The organism is Bradyrhizobium sp. AUGA SZCCT0283, from assembly GCF_018130385.1.
Classification (GTDB): domain Bacteria; phylum Pseudomonadota; class Alphaproteobacteria; order Rhizobiales; family Xanthobacteraceae; genus Bradyrhizobium.
This window is the reverse complement of record NZ_JAFCLU010000032.1, coordinates 24,556-38,857: the sequence shown is the minus strand read 5'-3', so window position 1 is coordinate 38,857 and position 14,302 is coordinate 24,556. Positions and strand designations below refer to the sequence as shown.

Here is a 14,302-nt window from a genome sequence, read left to right as displayed (position 1 = left end):
GGGCCTTCTATTCCTGCTGGTTGGGGGTGGACTGTTCTTGAGCCGTAACCGCGATACCGGCCGCCCGTTGCAGACAGCGGGCGCCGGCTTTGTCGGCAGCGAGAAATGCGCCGACTGCCATCCCTCCGAAGCGCGGCTGTGGCGCTCGTCGCAGCACAAGGGCGCGATGGCTCATGCCAGCGCGCAGTCCGTGCGTGGCGATTTCAATGATGCCATCTTCGATTATCAGGGCACGCGCTCGCGCTTCTTCCGGTCCGGCGACAAATTCCTCGTCGAAACGGACGGAGCGGCCGGAACGCTTGCTGCGTTCGAGGTGAAATACACCTTCGGCGTCGATCCGATGCAGCAATATCTGATCGAGTTTCCGGACGGCCGTGTGCAGGCTCTCTCCATCGCATGGGACACCAGGCCCAGGGACCAGGGCGGCCAGCGCTGGTTTCATCTCTATCCCGACGGCGGGATCACGCATAAGGATCCCCTGCATTGGACGAAGCTGCGTCAGAACTGGAATTTCATGTGCGCGGAATGCCATTCGACCGGCGTGCGCAAGAATTACGACGCGAAGGAAGATCGCTTCGCGACCAGCTTCGCGGAAATCAGCGTGGGTTGCGAGGCCTGCCATGGCGCGGGCTCGAGCCACGTGGCGTGGGCGAGGGAGGGCAAGCGCGGCGATCCCCTCAAAGGCCTGCTAGCAAGGTTCGACGAGCGGACAGGGGTATCGTGGAGCGCCGATCCCTCGAACGCGTTCCCGCGGCGGAGCGCACCGCCTGCCTCATTGCGCAAGGAGGTGGAGACCTGCGGCCTCTGCCATGCACGGCGCGGGCAACTGGCTGAGGACTGGAAGCCGGGCCAGTTGTTGTCTGAGACGCACCGGGTCTCGCTGCTTGACCGCCGACTGTTCCATGCCGACGGCCAGATGCGCGACGACGAGGAAACCTACAACTACGCGCCGTTCAAGCTGAGCAGGATGTTTGCCGCCGGCGTCACCTGCAGCGATTGCCATGATCCGCACAGCGGCAAGCTCAAAGCCGCGGTCAACGACGTCTGCGGGCAGTGCCATGCACCCGCGAAATACCAGACGGTTGCGCATCGTCAGCATGCCGGCCCGGACCTGAACTGCGCGTCGTGCCACATGCCGGCGCGAAGCTACATGGTGGTCGATCGCCGCCATGACCACGGTTTTCGAATTCCGCGGCCCGATCTTTCGGTGAAATTCGGCACCCCGAACGCGTGCAATGACTGCCACAAAAATCAATCGGCGCAATGGGCGGCCGAAAAGGTCGCCGGCTGGTTCGGCGAGAGGAAGCCCGATGACCGCGCCTACGTCGCGGCGTTTCATGCCGCGTGGACGGAGCAGCCAGATGCCCAGCGTCTGCTTGCCACGGTAGCTTCGTCGACCGACATTTCCAGCTATGCCCGCGCCAGCGCGATGGCAGAGCTGCCCGGCGCGGATGTCGAACTGGCCAAGCGATCGCTGGCTGACCCTGATCCGACGGTGCGGATCGGCGCGCTCGACATGCTCGAAGGCCTGCCGGCAGGCCAGCTTTTTCCGATTGCTGGTCCGGCATTGACGGACCCGATACGCGGCGTGCGCATTCGTGCCGCCGAGCTGCTGGCGTCGGTTTCCTCGACAACCCTAAGCAAGGCGGATCGCGAGGCCTTCGCTGGAGCCGCAACCGACTTCGTCGCGGCGCAGCGGCTGAATGCCGACCGGCCGGAGGCACGCACGGCGCTCGGCAACTTCGCGGCCCGGCAGGGCAATGTCGGCGAAGCCGAGGCGGAATACCGTGCCGCGCTTCGCCTTGATCCTTTCTTCTCGGCCGCGGCCATCAATCTTGCGGATCTCTACCGGGGTAGAGGACGGGACAGCGAAGGCGAACAAGTGCTGCGCGACGCGATTGCAGAATCGGGGCAGGACGCGTCCATTCACCACGCGCTGGGCCTGACCCTCGTTCGCCTGAAGCAATCTGACGCCGCGCTCGATGAGCTGCGCCGTGCAGCCGACCTCGCGCCGGAGCAGGCGCGGTACGCCTATATCTATGCCGTGGGCCTACAATCGGCCGGACGACGCGGCGACGCTATCGGGATTCTGAGAGCCAATCTGCAACGTCATCCCAACGATCGGGACTCGCTCGCCGCGATGATCAATTTCAGTGGTGAAGTCGGAGATACCAAAAGTGCGCTGGATTATGCGGAGCGTCTCGTAAAGCTCACGCCAAATGACGCTTCTCTAGCAAAGCTGATTGACGACCTACGTCGTTTGCCAATCCAGCAAAATCGCCACTGATCAGGCCTTTGCGCGCGGATTTGTGTCGCCGACATGCCCGCAACATCTCTTGGCCCATGGAGCAGATGCCGCCGGAACGACAGCAACTGTCCCAGACTACGACGCCGGTTAGCTGGCATACGTGGTTCGACCTGTATGCTGCTCGATATGCCAGATTTCTCTCGCTTGTAACCCTTATGCCACGGACTTCGGCCGTCGCATGTGCGCTAATCAATGTCCGAAGCGGCCGTCGGTCCGCAATATATTTCGCGCGTGAGAGCTTGGGAATCGGCCGGCACCAAGACTTCCAGAACCTCATCGTCGACGGCGGCAACTTTTCCTAGACATAGTCTGTCGAAATCAAACTTGCCTAGGAGACTTCTTAGCATCGTCCTCAGGGCGCGTTCTTGGCCCTTTGTTGGTCTCACTTTATCGAGTGAAGGAGTCGGTGTCATTTGAGCCTCCTGACCCCGACGCTCACGCCGCCCAGTAGGTTTGATCTAGATCGTGTGGAGCAGAGTGGATCTCGGCAAACGGCGGCCCCGGCTCATTCGAAGGGCCAAGAAACTGAAGCGCTTCGGAGCGGTAACGACGCGCGAGCTTTGAAGCTATCTCCTAAATCCCGAGTCCTCGCTTCCGCCCGAATTGCCAGGAGATGTCGGCCCCGCGCACGACGCCGACGATCTCGCGGCCGATTTCCTTCTCGATCACCGGCCGCAAGGGCACGAGACTGAAACCGAGGCCGTCGTCGATCATGGCAAAGCGCCCGCTGGCAAGCTGGGTCGAGCCTATCAACTTGCCGCGAATGGTCTGACCATCTTCTATTGACTTGAACGCAAGGCCTCGTTGCACCGCCAGCTTCCGTCCGACGCGTTCGACCTCCAGCCGTTCGAGTGTGGGCAGGAGGTCGCCTCTCGCCCGCACGCCTCCCTCGGGAGTGCGCCAAGCATGGCCCCGCCGGATCAATTCGTCCTTGCGCTGTTCGAGTGCGCTCCGCACTTCCGCGCCGAAGGCAGCATCGGCAAGAATGCCGGTGTTGCGGTTGATCAGTTGACGGTCGAGCCAGGTCGCACCGTCGCTGGTTACTTGACGGTCGAGATCGTAGGCCGAGAGGACTCGAAGACTGGCCCGGCGACCCTGACTGGCATCGTAGGTCTGGGCGCGGGCCTCGAGATCGTCTGGGATCAGCCAGCGGTCGGCATCGGCCCGCTCCACAATGCCGGCACGGCGCAGGGCCTCCAGTCGACGCACATGACTCTCGACATATGCATCGTAGTCGCCCCCGGGAACCCGCACTTGACCAGTTTTGGCGATCGCTCGATGTTCGCTCGGACGGTATTCGCCAGTGTCCTTCGCAAGCTCAGCGATGTTGCGATCGGCCGGCCGTGGCGCGGAGGGTGCACGCCCAATCTCGACGATGGCGCCGATCTTCGCCTCGTCAGTCATGGCGGCCTCGCCCAACACCACATGGTGGACGCGCCCGTCGATTCCGTCGACGATGATACCGACCCGGTCCCCAAGTTCGTCGGTCAGTTCCTTTCCGATCAGCCGGCCGATCACCGGGACCGAGGTTGTCTGACCATGCAGGAGGATATTTTCGGCGCTCCTTGCCTCACCCCGCGCGGTCAGAGAGCGGTTAATGGACTTGATGATATCGCCGCGTTCACCGAGTTCTCTCAATGCCGGTTCGAGCCGATCGGAAAGGTGCCACACGCCGGGCTCGACCTCCCTCGCCAACCCGAAGCGCCCCAAGACCTGCAAGCGTCCGATGCGCAGCGTCCGATCGAGATCGGCCCGGCTTTGGCCAGCCTCCGGCCGCAGGTCGAGGAAAGCATTGTCGGCCTCGGCGATCATCGCACGATCGATGCGGGTAATGCGCTCGGCGGAGATTTCCGCCTGAAGCTTCGTCCGCAGTTCGAGGTCGGTCTCAGGACCAAGTTCCAAGGTCGCCCGTTCCTGGGCGCGCAGCCTCAACCCATCGGTGATGTAGTCCTGGGCAACGATCAGATCCTTGCCGAGATCATCCTTGCCTCGAATGACGACGTGGCTGTGCGGGTGGCCGGTGTTGAAGTGATCGACTGCGACCCAATCGAGCCGGGTGCCGAGATCCTCTGCCATTTGCTGCATCACTTCGCGGGTGAAACCGCGAAGGTCGGACAGCCGGTCGCCATCTTCGGGCGCGACGATGAAGCGGAACTGGTGGCGATCCCCGCGGCCGCGCTCGACGAAGGTTCGCCCATCCACCCGGTCGTCGTCCGGTCCATAGAGCTGGCCTCGCCCGCCATCCCGGGTCGTACCGTCGCGCTGCAGGTAGTTGAGATGGGCATGGGCTGCCCTGCTGCCGGCCTTCAAGCGAACAATACGCGCTTTGACCACGACGCGGCGCATGCGCCGGCTGGGGCTCCTTTGCTCTGCCGCTAACTTCAACCGGTCGGCCGCGACCTGACCCCGGCCGATCCGCGAGCAGCGGCCCTTCCTGGGACGTGTCGAACGCGGTGAGCTATTGCTCCTGCCGCGCAACTGCGCTGGCGTCAGCAAGCCTCCGTTGGCCTTTGCAGCAGCCTTCATCACTTGTGCGAAGAAGGACTTCGGCCGCCCACGGCGCGCTCCACGATCACGGATGCGTCCGGGTCGCGGGCGGAAGTCGGAGATTTCGTCGCGGCTCATGCCGATGATGTTGCCGCCCGTAACCTCGAACACAACCATAGGCAGGCTGCCATCGCAGGAACGGCAGCAAAAACAAGGGAATGGCGGAGTCCGCGCCGTCGCGCTCTCGGCATCAGACCAAAAATCAGTGTGCAGACAATAGCTTCGAGCAAACGCCAGTTTGCTTTAATCTTGCCCTCCACGGCTGCTTCGCCGATCACGCGCAAATCGACACTGCAACACGACTGCCATTCGAACAAAGATTTCAACACCAACGCCGGAATTGCTCAACGCCGACGTGGCCGTCGACGCAGACCGCCGGCTACCTCGGTCACCGAGGGAAGCTTGAGATGGCCGATATTTCGGTCCAGCAAGACCTCGCTGTCGATCGCTTGGCGGCGCGATTTCCGGGCGGCGGGCGCTGTCAATGACGCGCTCGCCTGCGAGCGCGCCGCGAAGCGGGCGTAGATCGTTGACGGCGCCCGTCGCACGGAAAACCATATCCGCAGAGGTCGGCGCGCCTCGCTCTTCATGCTGCCAAATTGCGCTTACTTCTCCGCGGCAGAGAACGTCGACCAGGCCGCCATCATGCGCCGGCGGCGCTCGAACAGGTCTCCGCGGCGGTACGCCTGTTCCACCTTGCTACTCACGGTGTGTGCCAATGCCATCTCGGCGACCTCGCTCGGGAAATTCGTCCGCTCGGCGGCCCAATCGCGGAACGTCGAGCGGAAGCCGTGGGCGGTGAGATCATCGCGTTTCATTCGGCGCAACAACATCAGGAATGCCATGTTGCTGAGCGGCTGACCGCGTTTGCCGCCAGGGAACACGGGCGCTCTTGCCCCTTCGCCTGCATGATCGCCCCCGGTGCACGCATCGCTGAGCTGTTTCATTTCCTCGACAATGGCAACCGCCCTTGCGCTGAGAGGCACGCGATGCTCCTTTCCGGCCTTCATCCGGCCGGCAGGCACAGTCCAGAGTTTCGCGGCGAGGTCGACCTCGCCCCAGCACGCGCCAATCACCTCTCCGGTGCGCGCGGCGGTCAGGATGGCAAACTCCAGGGCGCGTGCAGCGACACCCTCCTGCTTGCGAAGCTCCGTCATGAAATCGGGGAGCTCGCGGTATGGCAGTGCAGCGTGATGCTCGACCCTTCGCACCTTGGCGCGGGCAGGCAGCAGCTTGTCGAGATGACCGCGCCACCGCGCCGGATTTTCGCCGTCGCGATATCCGCGCACCCTTGCCCAATCAAGGATGGACTCGATGCGCCCGCGCAGCCGGCTCGCCGTCTCGGGTTTTGCCGTCCAAAGGGCAATCGCAGGCTTGTCGGATGCATCGCGAACCTCTTGTTCCAACACTTTCATGACCAGCGCGGTGTCGATCGCTTGCACCGGCAGCGAACCGATGATCGGTTCTGCGTACGTCGAGAGCGTCGCGTCCCATTGCGCGGCATGCTTGGCATTGCGCCAGCCGGCGCGGTGCGCCTTGATGAAGGCCTCGGCGCACTGTTTGAAGGTCAGCGCTTTCGCGGCGTCCAGCTTTGCTTGTGTGCGTATTGCGCGCCTCGCGTCGATAGGATCGATGCCCTCGTGACGCAATCGGCGCGCATCGAGTGCCTTCAGGCGTGCTTCCTTCAGGCCATAGAGCGCGAGCGGGCCGAGTCCCATCTCTCGCGCGACACCCTTGAGCATGTAGCGATAGATCCAGGATGCGCTGCCGTTGCTCACCTGCAGATAGAGGCCGCCGCCGTCGGCGTACATGCCTGGTTTGCGGATCGCGTGGGTGACTTTCAACGCTGTCAGTCGATCTATCGTGCGCGGCATGGGAGGCCTCGGTGGCGACGGCAAAAGTCTGTCGCCACCCACAATTCAACCCACGAATGCGTTCAAAATTGTGACGACCGAACGCAAACGCGCACGACCAATTCTCTCTCCTCAAGCAACTGAAAACAATGGAATTTTGTCGTACAATATCGCGGAGGATCGCAGAACATCGTAGGCAGTTCTGGCGGAGAGGGAGGGATTCGAACCCCCGATAGGCTTGCACCTATGCCGCATTTCGAGTGCGGTGCATTCGACCACTCTGCCACCTCTCCAGGCGCCATGACGGGCAGATTCGGCCCGCGGTCGGGGCGAGTTCTAGGCGAGGATGGCGGGCCAGACAAGGCACGGGGCCAAGAAATCCGTGCCGGCCTTGGGAAGCAAAAAGGAGCCAAAAATGGAGCATTTGACGGTTCAGGCCAATGGCGCGGCACTTCACGTCGCCCGCATGGGTGCCGGAAGACCGCTGCTGTTGCTGCATGGCTGGCCCGAATTCTGGCTGACCTGGGAGCCTGTCATGACGCGGCTCGCCGATCGCTTCACGCTATATGCACCCGACCTGCGCGGCTTCGGCGACAGCGACAAGCCGGAGGGGCTGTTCGGACCCGACCAGCAGGCCGCCGACATGCTGGCATTGATGGATGCGCTTGGCCTCGCGCAGGCCGGTATCGTCGGTCACGATGTCGGCGGCGCATTGATGCAGCCGCTGGCGCGGCTGGCGCAGGAGCGCATCGCCGGCCTGTTCTTTTTCGATTTCGTCTATCCTGGAATAGGACCCCGGATGGCGGAGCCGGATCGCCTCAACAACATCTGGTATCAATCCTTTCACCAGATGGAGATGGCGCCAGCCCTCGTCGGCGCGAGCCGCGAAAGCTGCCGGCTCTATATCGGGCATTTCCTGAAAGCCTGGTCGCATCGCAAGCACGTCTTTGACGATCAACTCGAGGCCTTCACCGACAATTTCCTTAAAGCCGGAAACCTTGCCGGTGGCTTCGCGCATTACCGCGCAGCCCATGCGGGCCGGCTCAGGATGATGAAGGGTGAGGCGCCGGCGCTACCGCCGATCGGCGTGCCAACCTGTGTTCGCTGGGCCGAGCATGATCCGCTGTTTCCCTATCAATGGACCGACCGGCTCGGCGAGACCTTTACAAATCTCGATCTGGCGATGTTTGGGGATGTCGGTCATTTTCCCCATCGCGAGGATCCCGATCGCGCAGCATCGGACATCGCGGCGTTCTTTACGCGCATCGGCTGGCTTTCGGAAAAATGGGTGGGACCGCCAGACGCGACAAAAAACTGACGGTCCCGTGCCGCTGCTTTGAAATTCTGGCCGGGAAGTGCGGCTTCGCCGGCCAGCCGGAGCGACGAAATGACGGTAGCAACCGCTGTGGAAACGGCAACGCGAACCCGGTTTTAACCTAACCAGTCAACCTTACCCGCGCGGGGACAGCGTTAATCCTTGCCCTTTTTCGTCTTCTTGTCGTCCTTGCCGTTCTCTTTCCGGCGGTTGGTGAAGCGCGCATTGCCGAGGCCGGTGCCGATGGTCAGCACGCCCCAGCGCTCGACATCCTGCATGAAGGGAACTTCGGACAGGCCCTGCACCACGCCGTCATTGTGCATCAGCACGGCGGTGTCGTGATCGCCGATCTGAGGGATCGCCTCCACCAGGCTTGCCGGCAGGTTGAACTTGCTGCTCTCCCAATTGCCCGGCAGGTTCTGCGCGCCCTTTTCGATCGAGCCGTCCCCGTTGATCACGCCGGGACAGGCGATGCCGATGAAAGGCGCGAGCTTCAGGCCTTCGGCCTCTGTGGCCGCGATCAGGTCCTTCAGCATCTTGACCAGCCGCTTCACCGCGCCTTCGCGCGTCGGCTCATCGTCGGCATGCCGCCACAGCTCGGACTTCCAGACGTCGGCCTTGGAAAGATCGGGCGCCTTCTTCCAGCGCGTCTCCACCACGCCGCAGCGGATGTTGGTGCCGCCGATATCCACCGCGAGAATGCTGTCATGGCCCTCGAATATCCATGACGGCGCCAGATGCAGCGTGCCGATCAGGCCCGCGTCATCGGGATGAAAGCGGATCGGCACCAGATCGACGTCAAAATCCTCGGCCTTGAGGATGATGTCGGTGCGGGCAATGGCGATCTCGCCGACCCGGCTCTGCCGAAAACCGCCGCCGACCACGATGCGCTCGGTATCCGCCCACGCCTTGGTCTTGAGGAAACGCCGCGTCACATGGGCCAGCTCCTGGGCAAACTCCTCGATTGCGCCATGCACCAGGGCTGCGGCGCCGACATCGGCGCCAACCAGCGCCTCATCGAGTTCGCCCTTGGGAATCTCGACGGCCGACTTTTTGCCCAGCGGATCGTCGCCGTTTTTCCTAAGCGGCTTGCGCAGGCTGTCCAGGATCTTGCGGAAAGCCCCCTTGCTGGCGCGGTCGCCGAGAAAGCCTTCGTCGTCCTTCAACTCGATGTTGAAACTGTCGACCTCGACCGACGGCAGGCGGGTGGCGCCGTGGCGGGCGATGCCCGTGGTCGTTATGGTGTCTTCTGCCATGTCGCCCAAGCCCCTGCCGGATTTCGCTGGCGACAACGGGCGGGGAACCCATTGGTTTCAATAGGTGGCCCGGGTCCGGCCCCGCTGCGGCGGGCCGGGCCGGCGAGAAATGCGCCAAATCCTTCATTTTTGGCCGGTTTTTGGGTCTCCTTGCCTTGACTCCCGGCGCTCTGCGGCTATAAGTCCCCGCATCCGGCGCGGGATTTCTCGCGCCGCTTGTTTTTGCGCGAATTCTGTGGAGCTCGCCCTTGTTCTATGGGGCTCGCCCTTGGCCGCGCGAAAATCGTACCCATAACGACTGACCAAAAAGCCGACCCGGGCAAGCCCTGTTGGGAATATGTCCGAGGCCGGGATCGAACACGAAGGAAAAAAACGATGTTCGCAGTCATCAAAACCGGCGGCCGGCAATACCGCGTCGTTCCGGATGATGTGCTCGAGATAGGCAAGATCGCCGGCGATGTCGGCACGATCGTGCAGCTTGGTGAAGTTCTGGTGGTCGGCGGTGACACGCCGGTGCTGGGCGCGCCGACGGTGGCAGGCGCCTCCGTTGCGGCCGAAGTGCTGGACCACAAGCGCGGTCCCAAGGTGATCGCATTCAAGAAGCGTCGCCGCAAGAATTCGCGCCGCAAGCGCGGCTATCGCGACGAGATCACGGTGCTTCGCATCACCGAGATCCTGACCGATAACGCCAAGCCCTCGATCGGCCCGCGGCCGAAGAGGGAAAAGGTCGTGGCGCCCGCCGCCGAGGGCGACGAGGCACCGAAGGCCGCCAAGAAGAAGGCGCCCGCGAAAAAGGCTGCGGCGAAGCCCGCTGCAAAGAAGGCCCCGGCCAAGGCCGCCGCGAAGGGCAAGAGCGACAAGAAGTGATGCGCTTCAACGAAAAGTTGAAGCGTGACAAAAAGTGAAATGATTCCGTCAAGGAATTGATCTAAAATTTAGCGAAGTCGGAGACGGGCCATGGCTCACAAAAAAGCAGGCGGTTCATCGCGAAACGGACGCGATTCAGCGGGCAAGCGCCTGGGCATCAAGGCCTATGGCGGCGAGCACGTGATTCCCGGCAACATTATCGCGCGTCAGCGCGGCACCACCTGGCATCCCGGCCTTAATGTCGGCATGGGCACCGACCATACTCTCTTTGCCAAGGTCGAAGGTCATGTCGAGTTCCGTGCAAAAGCCAATGGTCGCACTTTCGTATCGGTAGTCCCGATGACGGAGGCGGCCGAATAGACGGTGGACACATCTTAAGTCCGCCGGGTCCTGTTGAACCGGCGGAGTCGAAAAGGGCTCCAAGGGGAGGCGGGAAACCGGCCTCCCCTTTTTATTTTGCGCATTTTCGCAATCAGGAGCCCGACATGTTGCAGGACATCCCGATCCCAACCCCGGCCTTGCGCGAGGCAAGTAGCTGCGTCCTCGAGACCGAACGGCTGACGTTGCGCCGGCCGACGCTCGCGGACGTAAAAGCGATTGCGCATCTCGCCAACGATCGGCGCATTGCGGAAAACACCCGCCGCCTGCCGCATCCCTATCTGCAGGACCACGCGGTCGAATTCGTGCGCGCGACGTCCGCCGATAACAGCGAGACCGTGTTTCTGATCGAACAGAACTATTCGCCGATCGGCATGGTCGGCATCGACCGCAGCGCGCCTGACGCGCCGGAGCTCGGCTACTGGCTCGGCGTCGCGCATTGGGGCCAGGGCTTTGGCACGGAAGCCGCGCGCGCGGTGATCGATTTTTTCTTCGAGGAATTCGATGCCGAGCATCTGATTTCAGGCGCCCGCGTCGCCAACCCGGCCTCGCGCAACATCCTCGAGAAATGCGGCTTCCAGTGGAGCGGCGTCGAGTTGCACCGCTTCGAGGCGCTGGGATCCTCGACCCCGGTCGACCGCTTCCGCCTGACCCGCGGCGTCTGGTCGTCGCTGAAGAACTGGGGGAGTTCGACGAGGAGAGAGCGGTAGTTCGCGGCCTCGCGATAACAATTGTCGTCCCTGCGAACGCAGGGACCCATACCGCGTTGTGCTCTCGATTGAAGCGCGATGGCTGACACCTTGCAAAACAATTGCCGCCGCGGCGTATGGGTCCCTGCGTTCGCAGGGACGACGGCGGTGCAAGCCGCTTAAGCCGGCGGATTGACGACGGCTTCCTCGCGGCCGAGCTGCTGCTCGCGCAGGAAGATATAGATGCCCGCGCCGATGATGATGGCCGCGCCGATGATGGTCGAGATCGACGGCACATCGCCGAACACGACAAAGCCGAAGATCACCGCCCAGACGATCATCGAATATTGATAGGGTACCACGACGCTGGCCGGCGCCAGTTTCAGTGAACGGTTGATGCACACCAGCGCACCTACCGAAACAATTCCCGCCGCAGCGAACAGGCCCAGACTGCCGATTGTGGGCGTCACCCAGCCGATCGGTGACATCAGCGCGCCGAGCAGAAACGTGCCGCCGAATTGCGACGTGGCCAGCACGATATCCGGCGTCGCCCGCAGCGAGCGCGTGATCAGCATCAGGAACGCAAACGACAGGCTGCCACCGAGCGCGATCATCGCGGGCCAGCTCACGGTCTGCGTGGACGGGCGCAGCGCAATCAGGACGCCGCAGAACCCGATCAGGATCGCGGTCCAGCGCCGCCAGCCGACGCGCTCGCCGAGCACGATGCCGGAGAGCGCGGTGACGAAGATCGGCGAGGCCAGATAGTAGGTGATGACGTCGGCGAGCGGCAGATAGACCGTGGCGAGAAAGAACGCGGCGACTTCGAGCGTCGAGAGCGTCACGCGAAGCAATTGCAGCCACGGCCGTTCGAGACGGGTGAATTCGGCGCGCTGCTTCCAGATCATCGGCAGCAGCACCAGCAGTGCCGCGCAGGCGCGCAGCCACAGCAATTGCCCGACCGAATAGGTCGCGACCATGTATTTTCCGAGCGCATCGCCGAACGAGAACATGAAGATCGACAGCAGCATCAATCCGATGCCGGCCAGGCGTGCGGAGCGCTCATCATAGGTGGAGATTTTGGCGAAGAGGCTCATTGGGGGATTCGACGCTTCCTGCAGTTTCTCCGGCATGACCGGACATAGCCGTCTGAAGGACGGCGTCGCTTCCGCTCGCCTATGTCCAGCCATCCACGTTTCTTTGTGTCGCTGTTTTAACGACGTGGATGCCCGGGACATCTAGCGCGAAGACGCGTTTCGCGCTATCGCCCGGGCACGACGAATTGAACGAATTGCCGCAGCCAAATTGGTGAGATACCGGTACGCCGTGGACCAATAGCAAGACATCGCAGGAAAATCCGACATGACCGACTTCGACCCCGCACAGCATCGCATGGTGAGCGAACAGCGCTGGTTCGAGGATTTCGTGCTCGGCGAACGCTTTATGATCCCGAGCCGGACCCAGACTTCGGCGGTGTTCGCCGCGTTCCAGACCGCGAGCGGCGATACCCATCCGATCCACTACGACGTCGAATATTGCCGCGCCCGCGGCATGCCGGACCTGCTCGCGCATGGTTTTCAGACCCTGGTCCACACCGCCCCGGGCGCCGGGCTGTTTCCCTATCTCGTCGAGGAATCGCTGGTCGGATTCCTCGAACAATCGAGCAAGTTCCTGAAGCCGGTCTATGCCGGCGACACCCTTTACCCTGCGCTTGAAGTCACCGAGCTCGTTCCCGGCCGCAGCACCGGCGTGGTGACGCTGCGCTCGACCGTGTTCAACCAGCGAAAAGAACTGGTGCTCGAAGGCATGCAGAAATTCCTGATCCGTCGCAGGGCCGGATGAGCGGGCCGCTGACCCTGCGGGCATCAAAAAGGCCCGAAAATTAAGGCTTTTCGCCAATGTTACGGGCCTTGAGGGTTGCCGCACGGGCCCCCCTGCCCTAACTAGTACACATCATGAAATTCCTTGACGAGGCAAAGGTCTATATTCGCTCCGGCGACGGCGGAAACGGCTGCGTGGCGTTCCGCCGCGAGAAGTTTATCGAGTTCGGTGGCCCCTCCGGCGGCAATGGCGGTCGCGGCGGCGACGTCATCGTCGAGGTCGTCGACGGGCTGAACACGCTGATCGACTATCGCTACCAGCAGCACTTCAAGGCGCCGAAGGGCACCAATGGCATGGGCAAGGACCGCCATGGCGCCAACGGCAAATCGATCGTGCTGAAGGTGCCGGTCGGCACCCAGATTTTCGATGAGGATCGCGAAACACTGATCCACGACTTCACCGAGCTCGGCGAAAAATTCGTGCTGGCCGAAGGCGGCAATGGCGGCTTCGGCAACGCGCATTTCAAATCCTCGACCAACCGCGCGCCGCGCAACGCCAATCCCGGCCAGGAAGGCGAGGAGCGCTGGATCTGGCTGCGGCTGAAACTGATTGCGGACGCCGGCCTCGTCGGCCTGCCCAATGCCGGCAAATCGACCTTCCTCTCCGTCGTCAGCGCAGCGAAACCGAAGATCGCGGATTATCCCTTCACGACGCTGCATCCGCAGCTCGGCGTCGTGAACGCGCAGGGCCGCGAATTCGTGCTCGCCGACATTCCCGGCCTGATCGAGGGCGCGCATGAAGGCGCGGGGCTCGGCGACCGCTTTCTCGGCCATGTCGAGCGCTGCCGCGTGCTGCTGCATCTGATCGACGCCACCTGCGAACATGCCGGCAAGGCCTACAAGACGGTGCGGACCGAACTCGAGGCGTATGAGGGGCATCTCGCCGAGAAGATCGAGATCGTCGCACTGAACAAGATCGACGCCGTCGCGCCGGATGAATTGAAGAAGCAGAAGGACCGGCTAAAACGCGCCGCGAAAAAGACGCCGCTGTTGATTTCGGCCGCGACCGGCGAAGGCGTGCCCGAAGCGCTCAAGGCGCTGGTCGAAGTGATCGGCGAGGCCCCGGTTTCGCTCAAGGCCAAGGGCGGCCAGGACCCGTGGACACCGGCGACGCCGCCGCAGGGCTGATGCAAACTTGAGCCTCCGCCGGCCGCGCCACTTCCAAATCGGGGAGCTGGCGCGTATTGCTTCCCGACCATCCGTATCATTCGA

General features: G+C 62.8%; 12 protein-coding genes and 1 tRNA gene. 7 read left to right on the top strand and 6 right to left on the bottom strand.

The window, feature by feature from the left end; genetic code table 11:
- Positions 1-7: 7 nt before the first annotated feature.
- Positions 8-349, bottom strand: a complete 342-nt coding sequence (locus JQ624_RS39565; RefSeq protein ID WP_312014522.1) for a hypothetical protein — start codon at positions 347-349, stop codon at positions 8-10.
- Between JQ624_RS39565 and JQ624_RS30970 the strand changes: the two genes are divergently transcribed.
- Complete coding sequence (locus JQ624_RS30970) at positions 341-2,287, top strand: cytochrome c3 family protein (RefSeq protein WP_312014521.1); 1,947 nt, start codon at positions 341-343, stop codon at positions 2,285-2,287. The genes JQ624_RS39565 and JQ624_RS30970 overlap by 9 nt on opposite strands.
- A gap of 594 nt (positions 2,288-2,881) precedes the next feature.
- Here JQ624_RS30970 and JQ624_RS30965 read toward each other — a convergent pair.
- The 3 genes from JQ624_RS30965 to JQ624_RS30955 form a co-directional block, all read right to left on the bottom strand.
- On the bottom strand, positions 2,882-4,972 hold the full coding sequence (locus tag JQ624_RS30965; RefSeq protein ID WP_249130194.1) for a DUF3363 domain-containing protein: 2,091 nt from the start codon (positions 4,970-4,972) through the stop codon (positions 2,882-2,884).
- A gap of 488 nt (positions 4,973-5,460) precedes the next feature.
- Complete coding sequence (locus tag JQ624_RS30960) at positions 5,461-6,729, bottom strand: site-specific integrase (protein ID WP_212422697.1); 1,269 nt, start codon at positions 6,727-6,729, stop codon at positions 5,461-5,463.
- Between the two features lie 182 nt (positions 6,730-6,911).
- Positions 6,912-7,001, bottom strand: a tRNA-Ser gene (locus tag JQ624_RS30955).
- A 122-nt stretch (positions 7,002-7,123) separates the two neighbouring features.
- Here JQ624_RS30955 and JQ624_RS30950 point away from each other — a divergent pair.
- Positions 7,124-8,026, top strand: a complete 903-nt coding sequence (locus JQ624_RS30950) for an alpha/beta fold hydrolase (protein WP_212422696.1) — start codon at positions 7,124-7,126, stop codon at positions 8,024-8,026.
- A 152-nt stretch (positions 8,027-8,178) separates the two neighbouring features.
- Here the strand turns inward: JQ624_RS30950 and JQ624_RS30945 are convergent, their stop codons facing one another.
- Positions 8,179-9,279, bottom strand: coding sequence for an ROK family protein (locus JQ624_RS30945; RefSeq protein ID WP_212422695.1), 1,101 nt, complete (start codon positions 9,277-9,279; stop codon positions 8,179-8,181).
- Positions 9,280-9,654: 375 nt separating this feature from the next.
- Between JQ624_RS30945 and rplU the strand changes: the two genes are divergently transcribed.
- From rplU to JQ624_RS30930, 3 genes are all read left to right on the top strand, one after another.
- Entirely contained in the window at positions 9,655-10,146 is a 492-nt protein-coding gene (gene rplU, locus JQ624_RS30940) for a 50S ribosomal protein L21 (RefSeq protein WP_212422694.1), read from the top strand.
- 90 nt (positions 10,147-10,236) lie between these two features.
- Positions 10,237-10,506 carry a 50S ribosomal protein L27 gene (gene rpmA / locus JQ624_RS30935; protein WP_028348532.1) on the top strand — a complete coding sequence of 90 codons (270 nt, stop codon included), beginning with the start codon at positions 10,237-10,239 and terminating at the stop codon, positions 10,504-10,506.
- 125 nt (positions 10,507-10,631) lie between these two features.
- On the top strand, positions 10,632-11,234 hold the full coding sequence (locus JQ624_RS30930; RefSeq protein WP_212422693.1) for a GNAT family N-acetyltransferase: 603 nt from the start codon (positions 10,632-10,634) through the stop codon (positions 11,232-11,234).
- A 158-nt stretch (positions 11,235-11,392) separates the two neighbouring features.
- Here JQ624_RS30930 and JQ624_RS30925 read toward each other — a convergent pair whose 3' ends face one another.
- A complete protein-coding gene (locus tag JQ624_RS30925) occupies positions 11,393-12,307 on the bottom strand; it encodes a DMT family transporter (RefSeq protein WP_212422692.1) in 915 nt (304 codons plus the stop codon).
- A 265-nt stretch (positions 12,308-12,572) separates the two neighbouring features.
- Here JQ624_RS30925 and JQ624_RS30920 point away from each other — a divergent pair, with 265 nt between their 5' ends.
- Together JQ624_RS30920 and obgE are read left to right on the top strand one after the other, a co-directional pair.
- A complete protein-coding gene (locus JQ624_RS30920; RefSeq protein WP_212422691.1) occupies positions 12,573-13,052 on the top strand; it encodes a MaoC family dehydratase in 480 nt (159 codons plus the stop codon).
- 113 nt (positions 13,053-13,165) lie between these two features.
- Positions 13,166-14,218 carry a GTPase ObgE gene (obgE, locus tag JQ624_RS30915; protein ID WP_212422690.1) on the top strand — a complete coding sequence of 351 codons (1,053 nt, stop codon included), beginning with the start codon at positions 13,166-13,168 and terminating at the stop codon, positions 14,216-14,218.
- Positions 14,219-14,302 lie beyond the last annotated feature (84 nt).

Excerpts from the sequence above, each read along its gene's own strand:
- JQ624_RS30970 (WP_312014521.1), top strand. The coding sequence starts at position 341 with ATGCAGCAATATCTGATCGAGTTTCCGGACGGCCGTGTGCAGGCTCTC.
- JQ624_RS30965 (WP_249130194.1), bottom strand. The coding sequence starts at position 4,972 with ATGGTTGTGTTCGAGGTTACGGGCGGCAACATCATCGGCATGAGCCGC.
- JQ624_RS30960 (WP_212422697.1), bottom strand. The coding sequence starts at position 6,729 with ATGCCGCGCACGATAGATCGACTGACAGCGTTGAAAGTCACCCACGCG.
- JQ624_RS30950 (WP_212422696.1), top strand. The coding sequence starts at position 7,124 with ATGGAGCATTTGACGGTTCAGGCCAATGGCGCGGCACTTCACGTCGCC.
- JQ624_RS30945 (WP_212422695.1), bottom strand. The coding sequence starts at position 9,279 with ATGGCAGAAGACACCATAACGACCACGGGCATCGCCCGCCACGGCGCC.
- rplU (WP_212422694.1), top strand. The coding sequence starts at position 9,655 with ATGTTCGCAGTCATCAAAACCGGCGGCCGGCAATACCGCGTCGTTCCG.
- rpmA (WP_028348532.1), top strand. The coding sequence starts at position 10,237 with ATGGCTCACAAAAAAGCAGGCGGTTCATCGCGAAACGGACGCGATTCA.
- JQ624_RS30930 (WP_212422693.1), top strand. The coding sequence starts at position 10,632 with ATGTTGCAGGACATCCCGATCCCAACCCCGGCCTTGCGCGAGGCAAGT.
- JQ624_RS30925 (WP_212422692.1), bottom strand. The coding sequence starts at position 12,307 with ATGAGCCTCTTCGCCAAAATCTCCACCTATGATGAGCGCTCCGCACGC.
- JQ624_RS30920 (WP_212422691.1), top strand. The coding sequence starts at position 12,573 with ATGACCGACTTCGACCCCGCACAGCATCGCATGGTGAGCGAACAGCGC.
- obgE (WP_212422690.1), top strand. The coding sequence starts at position 13,166 with ATGAAATTCCTTGACGAGGCAAAGGTCTATATTCGCTCCGGCGACGGC.